This window comes from Streptomyces sp. BBFR102, from assembly GCF_051397025.1.
GTDB lineage: Bacteria > Actinomycetota > Actinomycetes > Streptomycetales > Streptomycetaceae > Streptomyces.
The window spans coordinates 2,487,527-2,514,322 of the sequence record NZ_CP195757.1 but is presented as its reverse complement, the minus strand read 5'-3'; the positions used below and the strand labels follow the sequence as shown (position 1 = coordinate 2,514,322).

At 74.6% G+C, this 26,796-nt stretch carries 15 protein-coding genes; 8 read left to right on the top strand and 7 right to left on the bottom strand.

Going from position 1 to position 26,796, the window contains the following annotated elements; translation table 11 throughout:
* Nucleotides 1–99: 99 nt before the first annotated feature.
* Both ftsH and folE read left to right on the top strand, forming a co-directional pair.
* The gene (ftsH, locus tag ACSLIC_RS11115) at nucleotides 100–2,130 is read left to right on the top strand and encodes an ATP-dependent zinc metalloprotease FtsH (RefSeq protein ID WP_436740344.1); all 2,031 of its coding nucleotides are present in this window, start codon (nucleotides 100–102) and stop codon (nucleotides 2,128–2,130) included.
* A 145-nt stretch (nucleotides 2,131–2,275) separates the two neighbouring features.
* Entirely contained in the window at nucleotides 2,276–2,881 is a 606-nt protein-coding gene (gene folE / locus ACSLIC_RS11110) for a GTP cyclohydrolase I FolE (RefSeq protein WP_436737513.1), read from the top strand.
* 86 nt (nucleotides 2,882–2,967) lie between these two features.
* Here the strand turns inward: folE and ACSLIC_RS11105 are convergent, their stop codons facing one another.
* The 6 genes from ACSLIC_RS11105 to ACSLIC_RS11080 form a co-directional block, all read right to left on the bottom strand.
* On the bottom strand, nucleotides 2,968–3,453 hold the full coding sequence (locus ACSLIC_RS11105) for a DUF3180 domain-containing protein (RefSeq protein WP_436737512.1): 486 nt from the start codon (nucleotides 3,451–3,453) through the stop codon (nucleotides 2,968–2,970).
* 140 nt (nucleotides 3,454–3,593) lie between these two features.
* Nucleotides 3,594–4,193 (bottom strand): 2-amino-4-hydroxy-6-hydroxymethyldihydropteridine diphosphokinase, encoded by a 600-nt coding sequence (gene folK, locus ACSLIC_RS11100; RefSeq protein ID WP_436737511.1) that lies wholly within the window; start codon nucleotides 4,191–4,193, stop codon nucleotides 3,594–3,596.
* Nucleotides 4,190–4,549: a dihydroneopterin aldolase gene (folB, locus tag ACSLIC_RS11095; RefSeq protein ID WP_436737510.1), complete on the bottom strand. Its 360-nt coding sequence runs from the start codon at nucleotides 4,547–4,549 to the stop codon at nucleotides 4,190–4,192. The genes folK and folB overlap by 4 nt, the downstream gene beginning before the upstream one ends.
* A 249-nt stretch (nucleotides 4,550–4,798) precedes the next feature.
* On the bottom strand, nucleotides 4,799–5,263 hold the full coding sequence (locus ACSLIC_RS11090) for a nuclear transport factor 2 family protein (RefSeq protein ID WP_436737509.1): 465 nt from the start codon (nucleotides 5,261–5,263) through the stop codon (nucleotides 4,799–4,801).
* A gap of 71 nt (nucleotides 5,264–5,334) precedes the next feature.
* The gene (gene folP / locus ACSLIC_RS11085; protein ID WP_436737508.1) at nucleotides 5,335–6,195 is read right to left on the bottom strand and encodes a dihydropteroate synthase; all 861 of its coding nucleotides are present in this window, start codon (nucleotides 6,193–6,195) and stop codon (nucleotides 5,335–5,337) included.
* A gap of 80 nt (nucleotides 6,196–6,275) precedes the next feature.
* Nucleotides 6,276–7,442 (bottom strand): ABC transporter ATP-binding protein, encoded by a 1,167-nt coding sequence (locus tag ACSLIC_RS11080; protein ID WP_436737507.1) that lies wholly within the window; start codon nucleotides 7,440–7,442, stop codon nucleotides 6,276–6,278.
* A gap of 257 nt (nucleotides 7,443–7,699) precedes the next feature.
* On the opposite strand from ACSLIC_RS11080, the gene ACSLIC_RS11075 reads away from it, so the two are divergent.
* The 6 genes from ACSLIC_RS11075 to ACSLIC_RS11050 all read left to right on the top strand — a co-directional run bounded on the left by ACSLIC_RS11075 (nucleotide 7,700) and on the right by ACSLIC_RS11050 (nucleotide 13,920).
* Nucleotides 7,700–8,416, top strand: coding sequence for an ABC transporter permease (locus ACSLIC_RS11075; RefSeq protein ID WP_436737506.1), 717 nt, complete (start codon nucleotides 7,700–7,702; stop codon nucleotides 8,414–8,416).
* Entirely contained in the window at nucleotides 8,413–9,174 is a 762-nt protein-coding gene (locus ACSLIC_RS11070; RefSeq protein ID WP_436737505.1) for an ABC transporter permease, read from the top strand. Before ACSLIC_RS11075 ends, ACSLIC_RS11070 begins: the two co-directional genes overlap by 4 nt.
* A 78-nt stretch (nucleotides 9,175–9,252) precedes the next feature.
* Nucleotides 9,253–10,242, top strand: coding sequence for an ABC transporter substrate-binding protein (locus ACSLIC_RS11065; protein WP_436737504.1), 990 nt, complete (start codon nucleotides 9,253–9,255; stop codon nucleotides 10,240–10,242).
* 280 nt (nucleotides 10,243–10,522) lie between these two features.
* Entirely contained in the window at nucleotides 10,523–11,668 is a 1,146-nt protein-coding gene (locus ACSLIC_RS11060; protein WP_436737503.1) for a hypothetical protein, read from the top strand.
* Nucleotides 11,669–11,948: 280 nt separating this feature from the next.
* Entirely contained in the window at nucleotides 11,949–13,520 is a 1,572-nt protein-coding gene (locus tag ACSLIC_RS11055) for an MFS transporter (protein ID WP_436737502.1), read from the top strand.
* 91 nt (nucleotides 13,521–13,611) lie between these two features.
* A complete protein-coding gene (locus ACSLIC_RS11050; protein WP_436740343.1) occupies nucleotides 13,612–13,920 on the top strand; it encodes a hypothetical protein in 309 nt (102 codons plus the stop codon).
* Nucleotides 13,921–14,427: 507 nt separating this feature from the next.
* On the opposite strand, the gene ACSLIC_RS11045 is transcribed toward ACSLIC_RS11050, so the two are convergent.
* Nucleotides 14,428–26,778: an amino acid adenylation domain-containing protein gene (locus ACSLIC_RS11045; protein ID WP_436737501.1), complete on the bottom strand. Its 12,351-nt coding sequence runs from the start codon at nucleotides 26,776–26,778 to the stop codon at nucleotides 14,428–14,430.
* Nucleotides 26,779–26,796: the final 18 nt, after the last annotated feature.

Genomic DNA, 26,796 nt, shown 5'->3' with positions numbered 1-26,796 from the left:
CACGTGGCCCAGCCGCAGAGCACTCCCGAGTACAGCCTTAGTACAGCCTTTATCAATCTCGCGATGGCAGGAGGGACGGGGCGGCACCGCTCCGTATGGATGGACGTGAAGCGATACTTCCGTGGGCCCGTCATGTGGATCGTGCTGGCCGTCCTCGCCGTGGTCGTGTTGATGCAGGTCGTCGGTTCGTCCGGCGGGCACAAGACGGTCGACACCGGCCAGGTCGTCCAGGCGATCAACGACAAGAAGGTACAGTCGGCCAGTCTCACCACCGGTGACGACCAGATGATCAAGGTCGATCTGAAGGACGGCCAGAAGATCGACGGCAGTTCGAAGATCCAGGCCAGCTACATCGGCGACATGGGCTTCGACCTCGCCCAGAAGCTCCAGGTGGGCTACGAGGACAAGAGCATCCCCGAGGGCTACACGGTCTCGCCCTCGAAGCAGAGCCCGTTCCTCAGCATCCTGTTCTCGCTGCTGCCCTTCGTCCTGATCGTCCTGGTCTTCCTCTTCCTGATGAACCAGATGCAGGGCGGCGGCTCCCGCGTCATGCAGTTCGGGAAGTCCAAGGCCAAGCTGATCACCAAGGACACCCCGAAGACGACCTTCGCCGACGTGGCGGGGTCGGACGAGGCGGTCGAGGAGCTCCACGAGATCAAGGAGTTCCTCCAGGAGCCGGCCAAGTTCCAGGCCGTCGGCGCCAAGATCCCCAAGGGCGTACTGCTCTACGGCCCGCCCGGAACGGGTAAGACCCTGCTGGCCCGCGCCGTCGCGGGGGAGGCGGGCGTGCCGTTCTACTCGATCTCCGGCTCCGACTTCGTCGAGATGTTCGTCGGTGTGGGCGCCTCCCGCGTCCGCGACCTCTTCGAGCAGGCCAAGGCGAACGCCCCGGCGATCGTCTTCGTCGACGAGATCGACGCCGTCGGCCGCCACCGCGGCGCCGGCATGGGCGGCGGTCACGACGAGCGCGAGCAGACCCTCAACCAGCTCCTGGTCGAGATGGACGGCTTCGACGTGCAGGGCGGCGTGATCCTGATCGCCGCCACCAACCGCCCGGACATCCTCGACCCCGCGCTGCTGCGCCCGGGTCGTTTCGACCGGCAGATCGCCGTGGACCGGCCCGACATGCAGGGCCGCCTGGAGATCCTCAAGGTCCATGTGAAGGGCAAGCCGGTCGCCCCGGACGTCGACCTCTCGGCCGTCGCCCGCCGCACCCCCGGCTTCACCGGCGCCGACCTCGCCAACGTGCTGAACGAGGCCGCGCTGCTGACCGCCCGCAGCAACCAGAAGCTGATCGACAACCACATGCTGGACGAGGCGATCGACCGCGTGGTGGCGGGCCCGCAGAAGCGGACCCGGATCATGTCCGACAAGGAGAAGAAGATCACCGCGTACCACGAGGGCGGACACGCCCTGGTCGCGGCGGCCTCCCCGAACTCCGACCCGGTGCACAAGATCACGATCCTCTCCCGTGGCCGCGCCCTCGGTTACACGATGGTGCTGCCGGAGGAGGACAAGTACTCCACCACGCGCAACGAGATGCTCGACCAGCTCGCCTACATGCTGGGCGGGCGGGCCGCCGAGGAACTGGTCTTCCACGACCCGACCACCGGCGCCGCCAACGACATCGAGAAGGCCACCGGTACGGCCCGCGCGATGGTCACCCAGTACGGCATGACCGAGCGGCTCGGCGCCATCAAGTTCGGCGGCGACAACACCGAGCCCTTCCTCGGCCGCGACATGGCGCACCAGCGCGACTACTCCGAGGAGGTCGCGGCGCTCGTCGACGAGGAGGTCAAGAAGCTCATCGAGACGGCGCACAACGAAGCCTGGGAGATCCTGGTCGAGAACCGCGACGTCCTCGACAACCTGGTCCTCGAACTGCTGGAGAAGGAGACGCTGGGCAAGGAGGAGATCGCCGAGATCTTCGCCCCGATCGTCAAGCGCCCGGCCCGCCCGGCGTGGACCGGCTCCACCCGGCGTACGCCTTCGACGAGGCCGCCGGTCCTCTCGCCCAAGGAGCTGAGCCTCACCAACGGCGCCAACGGCTCCCCGGCCGCCCTCGGCACCGGCCCCTCGAACGGTTCCACCCCGGACCTGACGAAGCCGCCGGCCTCCCCCGAGGAGTGACGCACGACGCGTGACGGCCCCCACACCGCCGGACGGCGGACGGGGCAGGAATGCGGGCCGCGCCCCCCAGGTTCTAGCCTGGGGGGCGCGGCCGTTTCGTATGCCCGCAGGTGACACGCGTAATTCGCACAGGAACGAGGCAGAGATGACCGACCCGGTGACGCTGGACGGGCTGGGCGCGATCGGCGAGTTCGACGAGCAGCGGGCAGAGCACGCGGTGCGCGAGCTGCTCCTCGCCGTCGGCGAGGACCCGGACCGCGAGGGCCTGCGCGAGACGCCGGCCCGGGTGGCGCGGGCGTACCGCGAGATATTCGCCGGGCTGTGGCAGCGGCCCGAGGACGTGCTGACCACCACCTTCGACCTGGGTCACGACGAGATGGTGCTGGTCAAGGACATCGAGGTGCAGAGCAGCTGCGAGCACCACCTGGTGCCGTTCGTCGGTGTCGCCCACGTCGGCTACATCCCCTCGGCCGACGGCAAGATCACCGGCCTCTCCAAGCTGGCTAGGCTGGTCGACGTCTACGCCCGCCGCCCGCAGGTCCAGGAGCGGCTGACCACGCAGATCGCCGATTCGCTGATGGAGATCCTGGAGCCGCGCGGCGTCATCGTCGTCGTGGAGTGCGAGCACATGTGCATGACGATGCGCGGGGTCCGCAAGCCGGGCGCCAAGACGATCACCTCGGCCGTCCGCGGCCAGCTCCGCGACGCGGCCACCCGCAACGAGGCGATGAGCCTGATCATGGCCCGCTGACCGGGCCGGGACACGACGGACGAAGGCCGGGCGCCCCCTGAGCGGGGTGCGCCCGGCCTTTCGCGTTCCCGCGCGCCGGGAACCGGTCAGACGGTGGGGGCCGCGCCCGGGGTGTCGTCGCCGTCCTCGGGGAGCTTGCAGACCCGCTCCAGGAAGAGCCCGGCGGCGATCACGCCGATGCCCGCGACGAGCGAGGCGCCCGCGTAGAGCGCCTGGTCCGCGCGGGCCGGGACGTCCAGGTAGCCGAGGAGGAAGACCGCCACGCCGCCGTACAACCCGGCGACCAGCGCGGCCACCAGGGCGCTCGCCTGGCCGAAGACCAGGGCGCGGGCGGCCACCAGCGGGTCGACGCCCTTCGCCTCGGGGCGCCGCTCGCGCTGCGCGCGCAGCCGGGAGCGGAAGGCCAGCGCCGTCGCCAGCAGTACGGCGGCGATGGCCCCCAGCACGATCGGGGCGAACAGCGGGACCGCGGGCAGGGTGCCGAGGGCGTCCCACAGCCGGGCACCCGCCCAGGACAGTACGGCGGCGACCACGAGAAGGCCGGCCAGTGTCCTGATGCGGAGCTGCTTCACGGGGGTCAGGTCCTTTCGCACGCGTGGCGGGCGGCTCCCGCGACGTCACTGGGGGCGGCTGGGCTCAGGCGGGCCGGGCCCCTTCCTCCAGCTTGCCCCGGGCGCCGGGCGCACGCCCGGCCGGTCCACCGGGGCAACGTCTACTCGGGGAGCCGGAGTTCCAGGTCCTCGCGGCGGGTCAGGCCGTCCCCGGCCAGGCCCGACAGCAGTTCGTCCACCGAGCCGTGCCCCGGCAGCTGGGCCTCGGGGTCCACGTCGTGCCAGGGGGCGAGGACGAAGGCCCGCTCGTGGGCGTGCGGGTGGGGGAGGGTGAGCTCGGGGTCGGCCGAGACGACACCGGCGTAGGCAACGATGTCGACGTCCAGGGTGCGCGGGCCCCAGCGCTCGTCGCGGACCCGGTGGAACGCCTCCTCGACGGCCTGGGCGCGCTCCAGCAGGGAGCCGGGGGGCAGCGTCGTGCGGATCACCGCGACCGCGTTGAAGTAGGAGGGCTGGGAGCCCGGCTGGACGCCCCACGGCTCCGTCTCGTAGACCGGGGAGACGGCTTTGACCCGCAGGCCGGGGGTGTCCTCCAGGGCGTCGACGGCGCCCTGGAGGGTCTCCAGGCGGTTGCCGAGGTTGCTGCCGAGGGAGATCACGGCGGTCTTCGGGTTGGAGAGGGTCACGTCGGCGGCGTCCACCTGCTCGACGACGGAGGCCGGGACCGGCTGCACGGTGGGATCGCTGGTGTTCGGGTTCATACACGGCTCCGGGTGATGGTGACGGTCACGTCGTCGAACGGGACGGTGATCGGGGCGTCCGGCTTGTGGACGGTGACCTCGACCTCCTGGACCACGTCCGTCTTCAGGCAGGTCCGGGCGATGCGCTCGGCCAGTGTCTCGATGAGGTCCACCGGCTCGCCCTCGACCACGGCCACGACCTCCTCGGCGACGAGGCCGTAGTGGACGGTCCGGGTCAGGTCGTCGCTCTCGGCCGCGGGCCGGGTGTCCAGACCGAGGACGAGATCGACGATGAAGGTCTGGCCCTCCTCGCGCTCCTTGGGAAAGACACCGTGGTGCCCTCGGCCCTTGAGGCCGCGCAGCGCGACACGATCCACGCGAATCACTCCTGCTCTTGTCGTTGTCGGCGGGCGGTGCGCGCGTGCGGACGGCCCACCGGCCTCAGCCGAGGCTACCGCTGGCCCCCGACACGGTTCGCCCACGGGGTCGGGGCAGCACGGGGAAGAAGAACCGGGGAACCCGCACGACGCGCACACGGCCGCACCCGCCCCGGAGCCGGTCCCCCACCCCCCGGGCAGGGACGGCGAAAGGGCCCCTACCCAGAACACCCGCGAATCAGCCCGCCTTCAGGCAGGGGATTCCTCACCCGGCCCGCCGTCCCCGTCCTCCCCGTCCAGCTCGGCGAGGACCGGGGAGGCGTGGTGCGACCAGAGCTTCCACCCCTCGGTGGTGCGGCGGAAGACGTTGGTGGCGACGACGAGCTGCCCCACCAGCGGGCCCAGCTCGCCCTCCTCGGGCGGCGGGCCCCCGCTGAGGATGTTCTCCGTACAGGTCACGACCGCCGTCGCGCCGAGCAGGGCGGTTTGCACGTCGGTCAGGATGAACTGGATGTAGTCGGTGTTCGCCATGATCACGGCGTACGAGCGGAGCACCTCACCCCGGCCGCTGAGGACCGGCCAGCCGGGGTGGACGCAGGAGAGGGACTCCTCGTCCAGCCAGAGCGCGGCCAGCTCGGCGTAGTCCCCGCGTTCCACGATGTCGTAGTACTCGGCGTTGGCACGCTCGACCTGCTCGATCTCGGTGGGGGTCACCGGGCTCCGTTCGTCGGGGGCGCGCGAGGGGCGCGCGGGGGAGAGCTTGTGGGGGTGGAACGGGCCGGGGGTCAGCGGGCGGCCTCGACCGCGCGGGCCACGCGTACGGCGTCGGCGCTCGGCCGGACGTCGTGGACGCGGACGGCCCAGGCGCCGGCCCGCGCGGCGAGCGCGGAGATCGCGGCGGTGGCCGCGTCGCGCTCACGGGCGGGCGGCGGGGTGGCGTCGGGGCCGGCCAGCACCCGGCCGAGGAACCGCTTGCGGGAGGCGGCGACCAGCAGCGGATGGCCCAGCGCCCGCAGCCGGTCCAGGTGGGCCATGAGAGCCAGGTCGTGCGGGGCCTGTTTGGCGAAGCCGAGGCCCGGGTCGACGACGATCCGGTCCGGGGCGATACCGCCGGCGACGGCCGCGTCGATCCGGGTCCGCAGCTCGTCGGTGACCTCGCCGACCACGTCGGTGTAGACGGCGCGGCCGTTCATCGCGTCGCTGAAGCCGCGCCAGTGCATCACCACGAACGGCGCCCCGGCGGCGGCCACCACCGGGATCATCGCGGGGTCGGCGAGGCCGCCGCTGACGTCGTTGACCAGGTGCGCGCCGGCGGCGAGCGACTGCTCGGCGACGGCGGCGCGCATCGTGTCGACCGAGACCGCCAGGCCCTCGGCGGCCAGCGCCCGCACCACGGGCACCACCCGGCGCAGCTCCTCCGCCTCGTCCACCCGGGGCGCGCCGGGGCGGGTCGACTCGCCGCCCACGTCGATCAGGTCGGCGCCGCACGAGGCCAGGTCGAGGCCGTGCTTGACCGCCCGCTCGGTGTCGAACCAGCGGCCGCCGTCGGAGAACGAGTCCGGGGTCACGTTGACCACGCCCATGACCGCGCAGCGGTCCCATTCCGGAAGCCCTGCGACGCGCCCGCGCCCAAACGACGTACTCATGTCTCCCAGCCTAGAGGCGCGCCCGGGGCTCACCACCCCACGGACCCCCTGGAACCGGCAGGTGAGGGCGGGCGCCGGGGTCAGACGGCGTGCACCGTCTCCAGGTCGACGTCCTCGCGGGGTACGTCGCGCGCATCGGCGGCCGTGGAGCGGCGCAGTGCCTCGTGGAGGGCGGCCGGGGTGAGCACGCCGAGGAAGCGGTGGCCCGCGTCGGGGTCGAGGACGGCGATCCAGCCGGCGTCGTGCTGGAGCATCGTGGCGAAGGCGCGCTTGAGGGGGGCGCCGACCGGAAGCCACGCCTCCATCCGGCGGGCCCGCTCGCCGACGGTCCCCGAGGCGCCCTCGGCCCGGGCCGCCGAGATCCAGCCGTGCAGCTTCTCCTCGCCGTCCAGCACCACCGCCCAGCGGGCGCCCTCGGCGCGCAGCCGCTCACCGGCTCCGGCCAGCGGGTCGCCGAGGTGGACGACGGGCGGACGGACCAGGTCGCCCGGCTCGATCGGGGTGACCGAGAGCCGCTTCAGGCCCCGGTCGGCGCCGACGAAGTCCGCCACGTAAGGAGTGGCGGGGGCGCCGAGGACGGCGGCGGGGGTGTCGAACTGCTCGATGCGGCCGTGGCCGTAGACGGCGATGCGGTCGCCGAGGCGGACCGCCTCCTCGATGTCGTGGGTGACGAACAGCACGGTCTTGTGCACCTCGGCCTGGAGTTTCAGGAACTCGTTCTGCAGGTGCTCGCGGACCACCGGGTCGACGGCGCCGAACGGCTCGTCCATGAGCAGCACGGGCGGGTCGGCGGCGAGGGCGCGGGCCACCCCGACGCGCTGACGCTGGCCGCCGGAGAGCTGCTCCGGGTAGCGGGCGCCGTGGGTGGACGGGTCGAGGCCGACCAGTTCCAGCAGCTCGGCGGCGCGGGCGCGGGCCTTCTCACGCTTCCAGCCGAGCAGGTGCGGGACGGTGGCGGTGTTCTCCAGGACCGTCTTGTGCGGGAAGAGGCCGACCTGCTGGATGACGTAGCCGATGCGGCGGCGGAGCTGGACCGGGTCGACGCCGGATATGTCCTCGCCGTCCAGGAGGACGCGGCCGGAGGTCGGCTCGATGAGCCGGTTGACCATCTTCATCGTGGTCGTCTTGCCGCACCCCGAGGGGCCGACCAGCGTGACGAGTTCCCCCGCGGCGACCTCGAAGGTGAGGTCGTCCACCGCGGTCGTCCCGTCCGCGTACACCTTGCTGACCTGCTCGAAGCGGATCATGGGTCCCCCATGTCGTGGCGGTGGGTGGTGGGCGTGTGAAGCCGGTGTCGCGGGTTCTCCCCCGGATAAGGGGGCGAACCCCGGCGATTGTCGGTGTCCGGCGCTAGGGTCGCAGAAAGTCGTGGACACCTGTTCGGTGCGGCGGGTTCGCGGCGGTTCCGGCGGCCCTGACCGGAAGGGCCGCGCGGGCGGTTCCTGTCGCACACGGGTCCGCCGGGCAGGGGTGTGAACGGCGGGATGCGGGGGAGACGGGCGGGGTGAGCGCAGCGAACTGTCTGGTGGCCAACGACTGGATCTGCGGTGAGTACGTCCGCACGCGCGGCCAGGACCTGGTCGACGCGACCCTCCAGCACGTCGGGATCACCGCCGCCGCCGTCGTCATCGGCGTGCTGATCGCCTTCCCGCTGGCCGTCCTGGCCCACCGCAGGCGCGCCTTCGCGGCGCCGGTCCTCGCGGTCACCACGCTCTTCTACACGATTCCCTCGCTCGCCATGTTCTCGCTGCTGCTGCCCCTCTTCGGGCTCTCGGCGGCCCTGGTGGTCACCGGCCTGGTGCTGTACTCGCTGACGATCCTGGTGCGGAACACCCTCGCGGGGCTCGACGCCGTGCCCGAGGAGGCCCGCGAGGCGGCCACCGGCATGGGGTACGGGCGGTGGCGGCTGCTCTGGGAGGTCGAGGTGCCGCTCGCGCTGCCCGCGCTGCTCGCCGGGGTGCGCATCACCACCGTCTCCACCGTCGCCCTCACCACCGTCGGCGCCATCGTCGACCACGGCGGCCTCGGCTCCCTCATCCTCGACGGCCTCGACACCGACTTCCGTGCGCAGGTGCTCACCGCCTCGGTGCTCTGCGTGGTCCTGGCGGTCACCGCCGACCTGCTCCTCCTCGGCCTGCAACGGCTCTGCACGCCCTGGACGCGCCCGGGAGCCGCCGCGCCCGGCCCGGCCCCCGCGAGGAAGGCGGCCCCGACACCGTGAACGACCTCATCGGCGCCTGGACCTGGCTCACCACCGCCGCCCACTGGCAGGGCGAGAAGGGCGTGGGGAACCGCCTCGGCGAACACCTCTACTACAGCGGTGCCTGCCTGGTGGTCGCCTGCCTGATCGCCCTCCCGCTCGCCCTGTGGCTCGGCCACCTCGGCAAGGGCGGCGCGCTCGCGGTCAACCTCTCCAACATCGGCCGCGCCGTCCCCACTCTCGCCGTGCTGATCCTGCTCTCCCTCACCCCGCTCGGCGCCCACGAGGGCCTGCCGACGCTGATCGCCCTGGTGCTCTTCGCGGTGCCGCCCCTGCTGACCAACGCCTACCTCGGCATGCGCGAGGTGGACAGGTCCGTGGTGGAGGCAGCCCGGGGCATGGGGATGAGCGGCTGGCAGCTCTTTCGCCGGGTCGAACTGCCGCTGGCCCAGCCGCTGCTGATGGCCGGGCTGCGTACGGCCGGCGTCCAGGTCGTCGCCACGGCCACGCTCGCCGCGATGGCCGGTCAGGGCGGGCTCGGCCGGATCATCACCGCCGGGTTCGGGCTGAGCGACACCCCGCAGGTGATCGCGGGGGCCTTCCTCGTCGCCCTGCTGGCGGTGCTGGTCGAAGGGGTCCTCGTCCTGGTCACCCGGCTGACGGCGCCCGGCCGGGGCGCGGGGAGGGCCGCGCGGGCGGCGGGGCGCGGGCCGGAGCGGTCCGCCCCGGCCTCCTCCGGCGGCGCGCCCCAGGCCGTCCCCGCCGACGCCGCGCCCTGACCGGTGTCCCGGCTCCTCCGCGGTGCCCGGCAGGCAGCAGTACCTCCTGTTCCTGATCTGACGAATGGTGGTCATCCCATGAACAGCAACACACGACGGACCTCGCGCAGGGGCCGGAACTCCGCGGCGGCGCTCGCCGTGGCCGCGCTCGCCGCCTCCCTCGCCGCCTGCGGCGGGCAGAGCCTGGAGGACCAGGGGAAGGGGGAGGAGGCCGGTGCGGGCGGGGGCGGCAAGGGTTCACTCGTCGTCGGCGCCGCCCGCTTCACCGAGGCCAAGGTGCTCGGCGAGCTGTACGCGCAGATCCTGCGCGACGGCGGCTACGACACGGACGTCAAGACCGTGCAGAACCGCGAGGTCTACGCGAGGGAACTGGAGAAGGGAACGATCGACGTCGTCCCCGAATACGCGGCGACGCTCACCGAATTCTTCAATCTGCAGAAGAACGGGCCCGACGCCGAGCCGGTCGCCTCCGGTGATGTGGAGGCCACCGTGGCCGAGTTGAGGAAGTTCGCCGAGCCGAGGGGCCTCACCGTGCTGGCGCACGGCGGGGCCGTCGACCAGAACGCCTTCGCGGTCAGCGAGGAATTCGCCGAGAAGCACCACCTGAAGACCCTTTCGGATCTCGGGAGGTCCGGCGAGAAGGTCAGGGTCGCGGCGGGCGACGAATGCGAGACCCGCCCGTTCTGCGCGCCGGGCCTGAAGAAGACGTACGGCATCGACGTCACCGGGGTCGACCCGAAGGGCGTCGGCACTCCCCAGGCCAAGCAGGCGGTGAAGAACGGCACCGACCAGCTCGTGCTGACCACCACCACCGACGCCACCCTCGCCAACTACGGCCTGGTACTGCTGGAGGACGACAAGAACCTCCAGAACGCCGACAACGTCCTCCCGGTCGTCCACACCGAGGACGCCGGGGACAAGGAGATAGCCGACATCCTCGGCAAGCTCACCAAGACCCTCACGACCGAGGACTTGGCCGAGCTGAACCGCCGGGTGGACGAGGAGCGCCAGAAGGAGGCCGACGTCGCCGGGGCCTACCTCAAGGAGAAGGGGCTGCTGGGGTCCTGACGCTTCACCGGTCCGGTCCGGGCGGTTCCGAGGGGGTTCCGGGAGGTGCGGACACCGTCCGTAAATGATCTTGAAATATGCGGCGCCGCACCCCTCGGTGGAACCTTCGATTCCGTCGGCCGGTACGGGGGGCGAACGGCCTTGAGGCATGTCCGGAGGCCGGAACCCTTTCCTCCTGGGGGAGTTCCCGGGCGGCGGGGCCCGGCGCCTCGTCGTACCAGCGGAGGAGATTTCCGGGCGGGGCTCCATTCGCGCGCCTACGCGCGGTAAGTTTCTGGCCATGCCACGTGGACGTCATCGCCATACCCCACCGCTGCACCGGCTGCTGCCGCCGACGGTCCTCGCCGCGCTTGCTCTGGCCAGCGCCGCGCTGGCCTGGTTCTTCCCCGATCCGCTGGTGCTGCGGCTGCTCGTGGCCGCCGCCGCGCTGGCCGCCGTGGCCTGCGCCGTGCTCCTGCGGGGCTGGGACCGCCAGGCGGGCAAGCGGGTCGCCGAACTGACCCGCTCGCGGGCCGGGGCCCAGTGGCGCCACGAGGAGCGCGTCGCCGAACTGGAGGCGGACCTGGAGGAGTCCCGGGACCTGCGCGCCAAGCTGGAGCAGAAGATCCGGGCCAAGCGGACCGAGATCGCGGGTCTGCGCGGCGAGCACGCCGCCCTGCTGCGCCGGTACGCCAACGCCGAGACCCAGCGGGCCAGCGCCCTCGAAGGCCGCCGTCGACTCGCCATCGAGGCGGGCGCCCCGGCCCCCGCCCTGGCCGCCGCCCCGGTCCCGGCCGGCGGCCTCGCTCCCGTACCGGCGCCCGGGCGGACCGGGGCGGCGGCGCCCGGCGCCCACCGGGTGCCGCGGCAGGCCACCCCGGAGCTCTACCGCCAGGCCGGTGCCGCGCTGGAGCGCCTCGCGCGCGGACCCGCCCCGCGAACCACCACCGCGGAGGGGGACCCGGCGACGGGGAAGCCCGGGGCGGCCGCCTCGCGGAACCCCGCGCGAGGCCCGGTCGCCGGCACCATCGGGACCGGGCGACCCTCGGTGCCCGTCGCGGCGACCGTCGTCGACCCCGCCCGCGCCCGGGCGCCGCGCGCCGTCGGCGGCTTCGACTTCTTCGGCACCTCCGGCCAGTCGGCCGCCGAGGCGCTGGAGGGCCAGGACCTCGCCGACGTCGTCGGCGAGGAGGCGCTCGCCGCGCACCGGCAGGTCGCCGCCCGCCCCGGTTCCGCGCCCCAGGGCGTGGCAGGCGGCCAGGCGGGCCACGGCCGCGAGCCGTCCTCCCCGCCGTCCCCCGGCGCGGACGACGCCGAGGAGGACCGGGCCGCCCCGGAGCGCCCGGCGCACGGCCCTGACGAGGTCGGCCACGTCATCGACCTGACCGAACACGACGAGACCGAACAGCTCGACGTCGGCACCCTGCGCACGGCACTGCGGGCCTGAGGGGCACGCACACCAGAACAGTCCCCGTACCGGAACGTGGCCCGGTACGGGGACTGTTGCGTGTGCCGGGCGGCCACCGCCCTCACCGGTGCCGACGGCCGGGGGCCTGGTGCCTGGGGCCGCCCAGGCTTTGGGCAGTGCGGAAACTTCTTGTCCGGTGCGGTGAGGTCGGTGAGGGTGGGCGGAATGCCGTGAGTGCGGCGACCGTGGCGCTTCTCCGGTCCTGCCGGCACGACGGTCCCCCCCCGTCAGGACAGACGTGAACGAAGGGCAGGAACCCATGGCGGCCACGACCACTGACGCCGGTACCGCACCGACGGGCCATCCACAGCGTTGGCTCATCCTCGGCGTCATCTGTCTGGCCCAGTTGACGGTGCTGCTCGACAACACGGTGCTGAACGTCGCGATCCCCTCACTCACCCGCGAGCTGGACGCCTCGGCCGCCGACGTCCAGTGGATGATCAACGCCTACTCGCTGGTGCAGTCGGGACTGCTGCTCACCGCGGGCAGCTCCGCCGACCGGTACGGGCGGAAGAAGCTGCTGGTCGTGGGGCTCGCGGTGTTCGGCGTGGGCTCGCTGGTGGCCGGGCTCGCCCAGTCCTCCGCCCAGCTGATCGCGGCCCGCGCGGGGATGGGCGTCGGTGGCGCGCTGCTGATCACCACCACCCTCGCCGTGGTCGTCCAGATCTTCGACGAGCGGGAGCGGGTCCGCGCGATCGGCCTGTGGGCCACGGTCAACGCCCTGGGTGTCGCGATCGGCCCGCTGGTCGGCGGCCTCATCCTCAACCACTTCTCGTGGGGCGTCATCTTCCTGATCAACATCCCGGTCGCCCTGCTGGGCCTGGTCGCGGTGGTCGCGCTCGTCCCCGAGTCGAAGAGCAAGGACGGCGAACGCCCCGACCTGCCCGGCGCGCTGCTCTCCACCGTCGGCATGACCGGCGTGGTCTACGCGATCATCTCCGGACCGGAGCACGGCTGGCTCTCCGGGTACGTCGCCGCCTCCGGGGCGATCGGCCTCGCCGTGCTCGCCGTCTTCGTCCTCTGGGAGCTGCACGCCCCGCACCCCATGCTCGACATGCGGTTCTTCCGCGACCGCCGGTTCACCGGCGCGGTGGCGGGCGCGGTGCTGATCGCCTTCGGCATGGGCGGCTCGCTCTTCCTGCTCACCCAGCACCTCCAGTTCGTCCTCGGGTACGGGCCGCTGGAGGCGGGGCTGCGGATCGCCCCGCTCGCGATCAGCGTGGTCGTCCTCAACCTCGTCGGCATCGGCGCCTGGGTCCTGCCGAAGATCGGCACACCGCTCACCATCGCGATCGGCATGGGGCTGCTGTCGGTGGGCCTCGCCGTGATCGCCCTCTTCGGCAGCGGGGCGTACGCCGGGATGGTGTCCGGGCTCGTCGTGATGGGCATCGGTATCGCCCTGGCCACGCCCGCCATGGCCAACGCGCTGATGAGCGCGATCCCCCGGGAGAAGGCCGGCGTCGGGGCCGCGGTCAACGGCACCCTCGGCGAGTTCGGCAACGGACTCGGCGTGGCGACCCTGGGCGCCGTCCTCAACTCCCGCTTCGCCGCCCTCGTGCCGGGCGCGGTGGGCGCCGCCTCGCTGCCCAGCGTCCTGGCCGAGGCCGACACCGCCGCCGAACGCCGCGTCGTCGCCGAGGGTTTCGCCACCGGCCTGGAGACCAGCCAGCTCTTCGGCGCCGTGGCCGTCCTGTTCGGCGGAGCCGTCGCCGCCCTCCTGCTGCGGCGCGCGGAGCGGGTCCTGGCGGCGGACGTGCCAAAGGCGGCGCAGGAGGCGCAGGCGGCGGACGGGGTACCGGAGAAGGACAAGCCCGAGGCTGCGGGCGTGTGACATCCCCTCCGCGTAGGGAGAGTTGACCTCGACTCGGGTTGAGCTTTCAGCGCCGCGTGCGCGGATGCCGACGTGGCCGGGAGGCATGACCGTGAAGCCGCCGGTGCCGGGAAGGCCGCCCGCCAGGGTGCGGGAGGTACTGGCCACGCCGCGCGAGGACGGCTTCGCCGCGGAGGGCGTGAGCGCCGACGAGGAGGTTCGCGGGCTCCTGGCGTCCGGAGAGTTCGGGGTGCTGATCGTCGGCGGCGGGGAGGGGCCGGAGTCCCGCGCCGCCATGGAGGAATTCGCCGCCGGGCACGGGGTGCGCGAGGTGATCGACGGCGGCCTCACCGAACCGGTCGACGCTTATGTGCGGCGGGAGTTCGAGCCGCTGATCCGCACGGCGCCCGCGGAGGGCTGACGGCGGGCCGTCGGCCACCGGTCAACCAGCGGTCGACGCTGTCTACGCGGCCCTGGTGGACCGTCCCCATGGACGGGAAGAAGGCTCTGCGGGAGCGACTGGTCGACGCCGGTGCGGAGTCGGTGCTGGAAGGCGGCACCAGCTCGGTCGGGCTGCGGGAGATCGCGGGGCGGGCGGGGGCGTCGCCCTCGCGGCCGGCGCGCCCAACGTCTCCACGCCGAACACCCTGCTGCTCCTGGCCGACCTCACGGGCCTCGGCCCGGCCCCCGCCCTCCTGCCGCCTTCGGTGCGGGGGGAGGCGGCGGGGGCGGGGCGTGAGCGGGTGTCCTTCGCTGGTCACCCCGGTCGTCTCCACGGACTGCGCCCGTCCGGTGCACGCCGCGCCCCGTCAGGGCATCGGCCCGCCCGTCCCGGGTCGCTCCCCCCGGCGGAGGCGGACGATCAGCGCGTCCAGCCAGGCCGGAGAGCCCGCCCGCGTACGGCACCGCCCAGTCCCCGGCACCCTCCTCACGTCACCAGGCAAGCAGTCGCGATCTCCTCCAGGGCTCGGTTGTAGGCGGTGGACAGGCGGGTCAGGGTGGGGGTGTCGTACTGGGCGCGGGAGTAGGACCAGGTGGTGGTCAGGTGGCCCTGCTGGACCAGGGCGGCCACGTCGATGAGGTGGGGGCGGGTCTCGGTGAGGGCGTAGTCGCGGCCGGGGAGGTCGAGTTCGGTGCGGAGGAGGCCCGAGCCGGGGGTGTCGGTGGTGAGGTCGAGGCGGCCCAGGTAGTTGAAGCTGAGCTGGGGGGCGGGGGTGTCCAGGAGGGCGCGGGCGGGGTGGTCGGGTGCGCTGAGGTGGCGGAGGGCGCCGTAGCCCACGCCGTGGTCGGGGACGGTGCGCAGGTGGCGCTTGACGGCGCGGATGGTGGCGGGCCAGCCGGTGGTGGCGGGGGCCGCCAGGGCGACGGGGTGGATGGCGGTGAACCAGCCGACGGTGCCGGAGAGGTCGACGGTGTCGAAGAGGTCCTCGCGGCCGTGGCTCTCCAGGGCGACGGCCGTGCGGGGGCGGCCGGTCCAGTCGGCGAGGACCCGGGCGAGGGCGGCGAGGAGGATGTCGTTGATCTGGGTGCGGTAGTGGCCGGGGGCGAGGTTGAGCAGGGCGTGGGTGTGCTCGGTCGAGAGGGTGGTGGCGGTGCCGGTCAGTTCCGCGCCGGTGTTGGGAGCGCCGGGGTGGTCGACGGGCAGCGGTGCGGTGGCCGCCTGGCCTGCCTCCCGCCAGTGGTCGAGCTGGTCGTCGAAGCCGCCCTCGGCGACGTGCCGGGCGAGGAGTTCGGCCCACTGGCGGACCGAGGAGGTCCGCTCGCGCGGGGTGACGGGGCCGGTGGCGGAGGCGGCCTGGGCGTAGGCCGCCTCCAGGTCGTCCAGGAGGATGCGCCAGGAGACGCCGTCGATGACGAGGTGGTGGGCGACCAGGCTCAGCCAGGGGGCCTGGCCGGCGTCCCGCTCGCCGTACAGGACGCGGAAGAGCGGGCCCGCGTCGAGGCGGAAGCCGGACTGGACCTCGGTGAGCAGGGTGTTCCAGGCCGCCTCCTGGTCGGGGGCGGAGGTGAGGTCGTGGACGGTGAGGACGGCGTCGGGGGAGAGCTCGGGCAGGATGCGGCCCGTCCAGCGGCCCGTGCCCGCCTTTCGGGCGTAGACGGCGCGCAGCATGCCGTGGCGGTCGAGGAGGGCGCCGACGGCGGCACGCAGGGCGGCGGGGTCGGCGCCGGGGGCGAGGGTGAAGGACATCGTCATGTCGAAGTGGGCGGGCGCCTCCGGGTGGGTGGCGAAGAACCACTCGGCGACCGGGACCGGCGGCAGCGGGCCGGCCTCGGACTCCTCCCCGGCCGGGGTGTCGTCGGCCTCGGCGGCGTCGGCCTCGGCGGCGAGGCCGGCCACGGTCTGGCCGACGAAGACGTCCCGGGTGTACATGTGCAGGCCCGCCTGGCGGGCCCGGGAGACCACCTGGATGGAGAGGATCGAGTCGCCGCCGAGGGCGAAGAAGCTGTCGTGCACGCCGACCCGTTCGACCCCCAGCACCTCCGACCAGATCTGGCACAGGGTGTGTTCGGCCGCGGTGCGCGGCGCCACGTAGGTGGTGGCGCGGTCGCCCTCGTCGTCGGGGGCGGGCAGGGCGCGGCGGTCGGTCTTGCCGCTGGCGTTGACCGGGAGCGCGGGGAGGGGGACGAAGGCGGCGGGGAGCATGTAGGCGGGCAGGGAGCCGCCCGCGAACGTGCGCAGGGTCTCGGCGTCCGGCGCCTCGGTACCGGGGTGGGGGACCACGTAGGCGACGAGGCGGCGGCTGCCGGGGCGGTCCTCGCGGACGGTGACGGCGCTCTGGCGGACGGCGGGGTGGCGGGTGAGGGCCGCCTCGATCTCGCCGAGTTCGATCCGCAGGCCCCGGAGCTTCACCTGGTCGTCGGCGCGGCCCACGTACGCCAGTTCGCCGTCGGCGCGCCGGCGGACGAGGTCGCCGGTGCGGTACAGGCGGCCACCGCCTCCCTCCGGGTCCGCGACGAAGCGGGTGGCGGTCAGGGCGGGCTGCCCGAGGTAGCCGCGGGCGAGGACGGCGCCGGCCACGTACAGCTCGCCGGGGACGCCGGCCGGGACGGGGCGGAGCCGGGTGTCGAGGACGCGGACGGCGGCGCCGGTGACGGGGAGGCCGATGGGCGGGGGAGCGTCGGTGGTGCCGGGGTCGAGGCGCCCGCTCATCGTGGCGACCACGGTGGTCTCGGTGGGGCCGTAGGCGTTGACCAGGGTGCGGCCCGCCGACCAGAGGCGGACCAGTTCGGGGCCGCACGCCTCGCCGCCGGTGAACAGCGTGGTGAGGCCCGGCATCCGGCCGGGCGGGACGCTGGCGAGGACGGTCGGCGGGATCAGGGCGTGCGTCACCCGCTCCTCCTCCACCACCCGGGCCAGCTCCTCGCCCGCCAACGGGCCCTCGGCGGGGGGCAGGACGAGGGTGCCGCCGGTCGCGAAGGCCAGCAGGAGTTCGAGGACGGAGGCGTCGAAGCCGGGCGAGGCCAGCTGGAGCACCCGGCCCGGGGCGCCGCCCACTCCACCGCCCGCGCCGGTCAGGGAGGCGGCCAGCGAGGTCAGCCCCCGGTGCGGGACGACGACGCCCTTGGGGCGGCCGGTGGAGCCCGAGGTGTGGATGACGTACGCGGCCGATGCCGGGGGTACGGCGATCTCGGGGGCGCCGGCGGGGAGTTCCGCCAGTTCGGCCAGGACCGCCGGGTCGTCCAGGGTGAGGAGGGGCGGGCCGCCGGTGCCGTGGGCCGCGGCGTGCGCGGTGTCGGTGACCAGCAGGGCGGCGCCGCAGTCGTCGAGGACGTACCGGAGCCGGTCGGCGGGCCACGCCGGGTCGACGGGGACGTGCACGCCGCCCGCCCGGGCCACGCCGAGGACGGCCGGAGCCCACGCGGCCGACCTGGGCAGCAGCACCGCCACCCGCGTCTCGGCGCCGATCCCGCGCCCGCGCAGCAGCCGGGCCAGCCGGTCGGCGCGGGCGTCCACCTCGGCGTAGGACAGCCGCGTGGCTCCCACCGAGACGGCGGGTGCGTCCGGGCGGGCCGCCGCCTGCCGGGCGAACCAGGTGCCGAGCGGCACGGGCGGCTCGGCGGCCGGGCCGGTGCCCCGGCGCAGGGCCTCGCGCGCCTCGTCGGCGGAGAGGGCCGGGACCTCGCCGAGGGTGCGGTCCGGGTCGGCGCAGACCTCCTCGACCAGGCGGGCCAGGTCGGCCGCGAGGCGGCCGGCGGTGGGGGCGTCGAACAGCTCCGGGTCGTAGGCGAGGGTGAGGCTGAGGCCGGTGCTCCCGGGGGCGTCTGCGGGGGCCGTGCCCGCGATCAGGGTGAGCGGGTAGTTGGTCGCCTCGACCGCCTTGGGATCGAGGAGCCGGACGCCGTGCCGGGCGGCGCCCTCGGCGTCCACCGGGTAGTTCTCGAAGACCAGCAGGGTGTCGAAGAGGGCGGTGCCCGAAGGCAGTTCGGTGGCGATGTCGCGCAGCGCGACGTACTCGTGGCGGCCCGCCTCGGCGGCGTCCCGCTGGATCGTGGCGAGCCACTCGCCGACCCGCAGTCCTGGCGAGGTGTCGACGCGGACGGGCAGCGTGTTGATGAAGAGGCCCAGGATCTCCTCGGCGCCGGGCAGTTCGGCGGGGCGGCCGGAGACCGTCGCGCCGAACACCACGTCACGGGTGGACCCGTGGTGGCTGAGCAGCAGCGACCAGGCGCCCTGCACCAGGGCGTTGGGGGTGACGCGCAGGCGCCGGGCGAACGCGGTCGCGACGCTCCCCGCCGCCGGGGTGAGCGGGACCTCGACGCGGGCCGTGGAGCGGCCTCGGTGCGCCCGCGGCGCCGGGCGGTCGGTGGGCAGCGCCACCGGTTCGGTGAAGCCGGCCAGCCGACCCTGCCAGTAGGCGCGGCCCTCGGCGTGGTCGCGGCCGGCCAGCCAGTCGAGGTAGTCGCGGAACGGGCCGCGCGGGGCCGCGCCCGGCCCGCCGCCGGTCAGGGCCGCGTACTCGGCGACCACGTCGGTGAGGAGGGCGGCGCTGCTCCAGCCGTCCAGCAGCAGGTGGTGGAAGGTCCAGACGAGCTGGACGCGGTCGTCGTCGAGGCGGGCCAGCAGCACCCGGCTGAGCGGCGCCGCGGTGAGGTCGAGACCGCGCCGCCGCTCCTCGGCGAGGACGCCGGCGAGGGCGGTCGCGCGCTCGTCCTCGGTGCGGCCGGTCCAGTCCGCCACCTCCAGCGGCAGCACCACCTCGCGGTGGACGACCCGCACCGGCCGGCCAACGGCCTCCCAGACGACCGAGGAGCGCAGCGCGTCGGACCGCTCCACCACCCGCTGCCAGGCGCGGGCGAGGGCGCCGGTGTCGCGCACCCCGTCGAGGACGCAGGTGAACTGCTCCAGGTACGCCTCGGTGCCCGGCCCGTCGAGGGTGTGGAAGAGCATGCCCGCCTGGAGGGGGGTGAGCGGGCAGAGGTCGGCGACGTTCCGCCCGTCGCCCGCCAGCAGGTCCACCTCGGCCTGGCCGAGCGGGACCAGCGGGAAGTCGGCGGGCGAGCAGCCGCCCGCGCCGGGGTCGGCGCAGTGCGCGACGAACGCCTCCAGCTCGGCGAAGAACCGGTCGGCCAGTGCGCGGACCGTCTCCTCGCGGTGCAGACCCGGCGAGTAGGTCCAGGCGAAGGTGAGGCGGCCGTCCTCGATGCCGCCGACCACGTCCAGGAGGTGGGTGCGCCGCTCGCCGCCGCTCCGGTCGCCGCCCGCGTCGGGCAGCTCGGCGGCGTACAGCCCGTCCACGGCGGTGGCCGCTCCCTCGCCGGAGGGCACCACCACGTCGAACCGGCCGTGGTAGTTGAACGAGATCTGCGGTTCGGGGAGGCCCCGCAGGGCGTCGGCGGCGGTGCCGGGCGCGCCGAGGTGGCGCAGGGCGCCGTGGCCGAGGCCCCGGTCGGGGACGGCGCGAAGCTGCTCCTTGACCGCCGTCACCGACTCCCTCCACCCCTCGCCCGCCGGCAGGGCGGGGGCGAACGGGTACAGCGAGGTGAACCAGCCCACGGTTCGGGTCAGGTCGACGTCGGCGAAGAGTTCCTCCCGGCCGTGGCCCTCCAGGGCGACGGCCACCCGGTCCTGGCCCGTCCAGCCGCGCAGGGCGCGGGCCAGCGCGGTCAGGAGCACCTCGTCGGTGCGGGTCCGGTAGACGGCCGGGACACGGCGGAGCAGGGCGGTGGTCCGCTCGGCGCTCAGGGAGCCGAGCAGGGTCCGCTCCTCGCCGACGGTGTGGGAGCCGCCGGGGGTGTCCACCGGCAGCTCGGTCGTGGCGCCCTCCAGCGCGGTACGCCAGTAGGCGGCCTGCGCGTCGAAGCCGCCGGCCGCCACGTGGGCCGTGAGCCGGTCGGCCCACTGGGCGACGGAGGTGGTCTTCGGGCCCAGGTCGGGCTCCTGCCCGGCGGCCAGCTGCCGGCAGGCGGTCTCCAGGTCGGCGAGGAGGATTCGCCACGAGACGCCGTCGACCACGAGGTGGTGGGCGGTGAACTGGGCCCGCAGCGGCTGCCCGTCCCCGGCCACGCCGATCAGCACGCGGAACAGCGGCCCGCCGAGGGTGATCCCGGCCGGGACGGCGGCTGCCTGCTCCCGCCAGGCGGACGCCGTGCCCTCGGCGTCCTGGGCGCCGCTCAGGTCGCAGGTACGCAGGACGGCGTCCAGGTCGGCGTCCGGGAGGATGGTCGCGGTGGCGGGGCCACCCGGGCCGGGAGCGGTGAAGACGGTACGCAGGGCGTCGTGGTGGGCGAGGAGGGCGGCGAGGGCCGCGCGGAGGTGGCCGAGGGAGGTTCCGGCGCGCAGCTCGAACGCCATCGACATGGCGAAGTGGTGCGGGGCCGTGGGGTGGTGGGCGAAGAACCACTCGCGGATCGGGGTGCTGGCGACCGGCCCGGTCACCGCGGACTGCTGGGCCGTCACCCGCGTCGCCGTCTCCGCGCCGGACGGCTGGGCGACGGCGGCCAGGGCGGCGACGGTCTGTTGGGCGAAGACGTCCCGCGAGGAGAGGTCGAGCCCGGCCCGGCGGGCCTTCGCCACCAGCTGGATGGAGAGGATCGAGTCGCCGCCCAGGTCGAAGAAGTTGTCGTGCGCGCCGACCCGTTCGACGCCCAGCACCTCGGCCCAGATCCCCGCGAGGGCCGCTTCCGCGCCCGGCCTGGGCGCGGTGTACGCGCCGTCGTGGGCGGCGTCCGGAGCGGGCAGCGCGGCCCGGTCGGTCTTGCCGTGGGCGTTGAGCGGCAGCCGGTCCAGCACCACGAAGGCCGAGGGGACCATGTACTCCGGCAGCGCCGCCGCCGCGTGCTCCCGCAGCGCCGCCGGGTCGGCCGTGCCGGGCGCCACCGGGACGACGTACGCCACCAGCCGGGTCGCACCGGGGGCGGAACCGGCCGGGCGGGCGTCCACCACGACCTGCGCCACCGAGGCGTGCCGCGCGAGGACGTTCTCGATCTCGCGGGGCTCGACCCGGAAGCCGCGCACCTTCAGCTGGTCGTCGCGGCGGGCCAGGTACTCCAGTTCGCCGTCGGCGCGCCGGCGCACCACGTCACCGGTCCGGTACAGGCGCCCGCCGCTGCCGAAGGGGTCGGCGACGAAGGCGCCCGAGGTGAGCCCGGGCCGGTCCAGGTAGCCACGCGCCAGCCCGCTGCCGGCCACGTACAGCTCACCGGGAACCCCCACCGGGACCGGCCGCAGCCAGGCGTCCAGGACGTACGTCCCGGCGGCGGTCACCGGGGTGCCGATGGGCGGCGTGCCGGGGCCGGGGGCGAGCGGGGCGCTCAGGGTGGCGCAGACGGAGGTCTCGGTCGGGCCGTAGGCGTTGACCAGGGTGCGGCCCGGCGCGTACCGCTGCACCGTCTCCGGCGGGCACGCCTCGCCGGCCACCACCAGCACCGGCGGCAGGGCGGCCGGGTCGAGGGCGGCCACCAGGGCGGGCGGCAGCGTCGCGTGGGTGACCCCGGTGGCCGCGACGACGGGGCCGAGCCTGCTGCCCCAGTCGGTGGTGGCCGCGCCCGGCTCCGGGGGGTCGACGACCAGGGCCGCACCCGTCAGCAGCGCCATCGACAGCTCCCACCAGGAGGCGTCGAAACCGGGTGAGGCGAACTGGAGGACCCGGGAGCCGGGACCCGCACCGAGCCGGGCCGCCTGGGTGGCGGCGAGCGCGGAGAGCCCGGCGTGGGTGACGGTCACGCCCTTGGGGAGGCCGGTCGAGCCCGAGGTGTAGATGACGTACGCCCCGGCGGTGAGCGGGACGTCGGGCAGCGGGGGCAGGCCGACGGCGGATGCCGAGGGGGCCTCGGGGGTGTCCGGTGCGTCGAGGAGGAGGACGGAGAGGCCGGGCCGCTCCGGGAGGCGGCCGGCCTCGCGGAGCTTTCGGGCCTGCTCCCGGTGGGTGAGCAGGAGGCGGGCCCCGCAGTCGGCGAGGACGTAGCCGGTGCGGTCCGCCGGGTAGGACGGGTCGACCGGAACGAAGGCCGCGCCCGCCTTGAGCACCGCGAGGACCGAGACGACCTGGTCGGCCGAACGGGGCAGCAGCAGCGCCACCCGCTGCTCGGGGCCGGCGCCCGCCCGGACCAGGCGGCGGGCGAGGCGGTCGGCCCGCTCGTCCAGCTCGCGGTAGGTGAGGGCGGTGCCGTCGGTGCGGATCAGGGCGGGCGCGTCCGGGGTGGCCGCGACCCGGCGGGCGAAGAGGGCGGGGGCGCTGAGCGGGGGTACCTCGGGGTGCGGCGCGGGCGCGGCCGGGGCCACCGGCTCGTCGGGGAGGGCGGACAGTGCCAGCAGCGGGGTGCCGGGCGCGGCCAGGACGCCCTCGGCCAGCCGGAGCCACCAGCGGGAGAGCCGGTCCACGGTGGCCGCGTCGAAGAGGCCGGTGTGGTACTCGACGCCCGCCAGCAGCGCGCCGCCCTCCTCGCGGAAGCCGAAGGTGAGGTCGAACTGGGCGGTGTCCCGCGCCACCTCGACCGGCGCCACGTCCAGCCCCGGCAGGGCGAGCGGCTCTTCGTCCGGGGTGTTCTGGAGGCTCACCATCGCCTGCACCAGCGGGGTGCGGCTGGTGTCGCGGTCCGGGGCGAGCCGGTCCACCAGGAGGCTGAACGGCACGCTCTGGTGGGCGAAGGCGTCCAGCACGTTCCCGCGCACCCCGGCGAGCAGCCCGGTGAACGGCAGCCGCTCGTCGATCCGGGACCGCAGCACCAGGGTGTTGACGAAGAAGCCGACCAGCCCTTCGAGTTCGGCCCGGTCGCGGCCGGAGACGGCCGTGCCCACGGCCACGTCCCGCTGCCCGGTCCACCGGGAGAGCAGCAGCTGGGTGACGGCGGTCAGCACCATGAACAGGCTCGCGCCCTCGCTCCGCCCGGCCGCGGCGAGGCGGGCCGCGAGGGCGTCGGGGACCTCGAAGGTGTGCAGGGCTCCGTCGCTGGTACGGACGGCGGGGCGGGGCCGGTCGGTGGGCAGGGCCAGCGGTTCGAGGCCGGCCAGGGCCTCCGCCCAGTACGCCACCTCGTCCTCGGCCACGGAGCGGGCCCGCTGCCAGGCGGCGTAGTCCGGGTACTGGAGGGGCAGGGCGGGCAGTGCCGCGTCCCGGCCCTCGACGGCGGCCGTGTAGAGGGCGCCCAGTTCGCGGGTGAGGACGCCCATCGACCAGCCGTCGGTGACGATGTGGTGCAGCGCCAGCACGAGCACGTGCTCCCGCGCGGTCCGGCGCAGCAGCAGCACCCGCAGCAGTGGCCCGGTCCGCAGGTCGAAGGGCCGGCCCGCCTCCTGGCGTATCGCCTCGGCGAGCCGCGCCGCACCGTCCTCGCCCGCGCCCACCTCGGCGGTGCGGAACTCCACCGGCTGCCCGGCCCCGTGCACGACCTGGACGCCCCGGCCCTCGACGGATTCGAAGGTGGTGCGCAGCGCCTCGTGCCGGGCGACCAGGGCGGCGAAGGCGGCGCGGAGCGCGCCGGTGTCGAGCGGGCCGGTCAGCCGCAGGGCCTCGACCACGTTGTACTCGACGGTGGAACCCGCGAACTCCTCCAGGAACCACAGGCGTTCCTGGGCGAAGGAGAGCGGCAGGTCGCCGTCGCGCGGGGCCGGGGTGATGGCGTCCGCGTCGGCACCGGCGGCCTCGGCCACGGTGGCGGCGAGCCCGGCGACGGTCGGCTGCTCGAAGAGGGCGCGCGGCGACAGCTCCACCGCACAGGCCGCCCGGATGCGCGAGACGACCTGGAGGCTGGTGATGGAGTCGCCGCCGAGGGTGAAGAAGTTGTCGTGGACGCCGACGCGTTCGGCGCCCAGGACCTCGGCCCAGATGGCGGCGAGGGTCTCTTCGGTGGGCGTGGCGGGCGCGGTGTAGGCGGTGGCCGCCGTGAGGTGCGGGTCGGGCAGCGCGCGGTGGTCGGTCTTGCCGTTGGCGGTCAGCGGGATCGCCTCGACCGGCACGAAGGCGTTCGGCACCAGGTAGTCGGGGAGCGTCGCGGCGAGGTGGGCGCGCAGCTCCGCCTCGGGCAGCGGGCGCGCGGTGACGACGTAGGCCACGAGGTGGCGCCCGCCGGAGGGGAGGGGGCGGGCCAGGACACAGGCCCGGGTGACCTCGGGGTGGGTCAGGAGGACCGCTTCGGTCTCGGCGGGTTCGATGCGGTGGCCGCGGATCTTGATCTGGGTGTCGGTGCGGCCGAGGAAGTGGAGGCGGCCGTCGGGGTGGCGGGTGACGAGGTCGCCGGTGCGGTAGAGGCGGGTGCCGGGGTGGTGGGGGTCGGGGATGAAGCGGGTGGCGGTGAGGGCGGGTTGGGCGTCGTAGCCGCGGGCGAGGCCGGTGCCGCCGAGGTACAGCTCGCCGGGGACGCCTGCGGGGACGGGGGCCAGGGAGGCGTCCAGGACATAAGCCTGCGTGTTGTCCATGGGCAGGCCGAGCGGGACCGGGCTGTGGGTGGTGTCGGCGGGGGTCAGGGGGCCGCTGATGGCGAAGGTGGTCGTCTCGGTGGGGCCGTAGACGTGGACCACGGTGAGGTTCGGGTTGGTGGACTGGACCTTGTTCATCGCCGTCGGGGAGGCGGCCTCGCCGCCGGTCCATACCTCGTGGAGGCCGGTGAAGCAGCCCGGGTCCTCCTCGGCGAGGAGGTCGAAGAGGGCCTTGGTGAGGAAGACCGCCGTGACCCCGGAGGCCACGGCCTCGCGGACCACGGGCGCGGTGATCTCGCGTTCGGCGAGGGTGAGGGTGTGGCCGTTGAGGAGGGCGGTCCAGATCTCGTAGGTGGCGGCGTCGAAGGAGTGGGGGGAGTGGAAGAGGAGGTGGCGGTGGGCGCCGTTGCGCCAGCGGGAGTCGGTGGCCAGCGCGGTGATGTCGGCGTGGGTGATCGCGACGCCCTTGGGCTTGCCGGTGGAGCCCGAGGTGTACATGACGTACGCCAGGGAGTCCGGGTGCGGGGTGGGGCTGGGCCGGCTGTCCGAGGCGGGCGTGGTGTCGACCCGCACGGCGGGGACGCCGGCGACGGAGGGCAGGTCGCGGTCGGTGAGGACGAGGGTGGTGCGGCTGCGGGCGAGGAGGGAACGGGTGCGCTCCTCGGGGCTGGCGGCGTGCAGAGGGACGTACGCGCCGCCCGCCTTCAGGACGGCGAGCAGGGCGGTGACCAGGTCCGCCGACCGCTCCAGGAGCACGCCCACCCGGGACTCGGCGGTGACACCCCGTTCGGCCAGGACGCGGGCCAGCCGCTCGGCACGCGCGTCCAGCTCGGCGTAGGTCAGCTTCTCGGTACCGCAGGCGACGGCTATGGCGTCCGGCGTCTCCGTCACGCGGGCGGTGAAGGTCCCGGTGACGGAAGCGGGGGGCGCGTCGGTCGTGGTGCCCTCGGCGGCGGCCAGGGCTTCGGCGTGCTCCTCGGGGCTGAGCATCGGCACCTCGCGCAGGGGCCGTCCGGAGTCCCCGGCGGCGAGGCCGACGGCCAGTTCCCGCCAGTGCGCGGCGAGGCGGGTCACCGTCTCCGGTTCGTACAGGTCGGTGCTGTACTCGACGGCGCCGACCAGCGTCCCGTCCGCCGCCTCCTCGAACTCGAACATGAGGTCGAAGGGGAGGGAGTCCCGGGAGACGCTGAGCGGTTCCGTCTCCAGGCCGGGGAAGGCGGGGGCCGGGCCCGTGGCCCCCTGGAGCACCACCATGGCCTGGACGAGAGGCATCCGGCCCGGGTCGCGTTCGGGCGCGACCGCGTCCACCACCCGGTCGAAGGGGACCTCCTGGTGGTCGAAGGCGTCCAGGACCGTGGCTCTGGTCGCCGCGAGGAAGTCGCCGACCGTGGCGGCGCCGTCCACATCCGCGCGGAGCACCAGGGTGTGGACGAAGAAGCCGATCAGGTCGTCGAGTTCGGGCCGGTCACGGCCGGCGGTGACCGTGCCCAGGGCCACGTCCCGCTGCCCGCTCCAGCGGCCGAGCAGCAGCTGGGTGGCGGCGGTCAGCAGCATGAAGAGGCTGACGCCGTGCTCCCGGCCCACCCGGGCCAGCCCGGTGGCGGTCGCGGCCGGGACGGCGAAGGTGTGGACCGCGCCCCTCCCGGTCCGCACCGCCGGACGCGGCCGGTCGGCCGGCAGCTCCAGCGGCTCCAGACCGGCCAGCCGCTCCTCCCAGTACGCCAGCCCCTCGTCCGAAGCGGCGCCGGCGGACCGGTCGTGCTGCCAGGCGGCGAAGTCGGCGTACTGGACGGGGAGCGGGGGCAACGCGGGCTCGGCGCCGGCCAGTTCGGCGGCGTAGCAGGTGGCGAGTTCACCGGTGAGGACGTCCAGGGAGCGGCCGTCGCTGACGATGTGGTGCATCGACAGCAGCAGGGCGTGCCGGTCGTCGGCCAGCCGCAGCAGCAGGACCCGCAGGAGCGGGCCCTTCCGCAGGTCGAACGGGGTCAGCAGCCGGGCCCGCAGGAAGGCGTCCGCCTCGTGCTCCGGAGCTCCCGCCGGCAGCTCCGCCCGCTCCACCGGGACCTCCAGGGCCGGGTGGACGACCTGCGTGACCCGCCCGTCCACCGCGTCGAAGGTGGTCCGCAGCGCTTCGTGCCGGGCCACCACCCGCGCCACCGCCCGCTCCAGCGCCGCCACGTCCAGCGCCCCCGTCAGCCGCAGCGCGAGCCCGGAGTTGTACGCGGTGCCGCCCGGGCTGTACTCCTCCAGGAACCACAGCCGCTGCTGGGCGAACGAGGCGCGCAGCTCACCGGTGCGGTCGGCGGGGCGGACGGCGTGCGGGTCGGCGACCACCGCCTGCCCGGACATCCGGGCGCGCAGCAGCGCCTGGAGGTCCGTCGGCAGTGCGCTGATCCGGCTCTCCCGCGACGAGGGCGTGGTCATCTTGGTATCTCCCTGTGA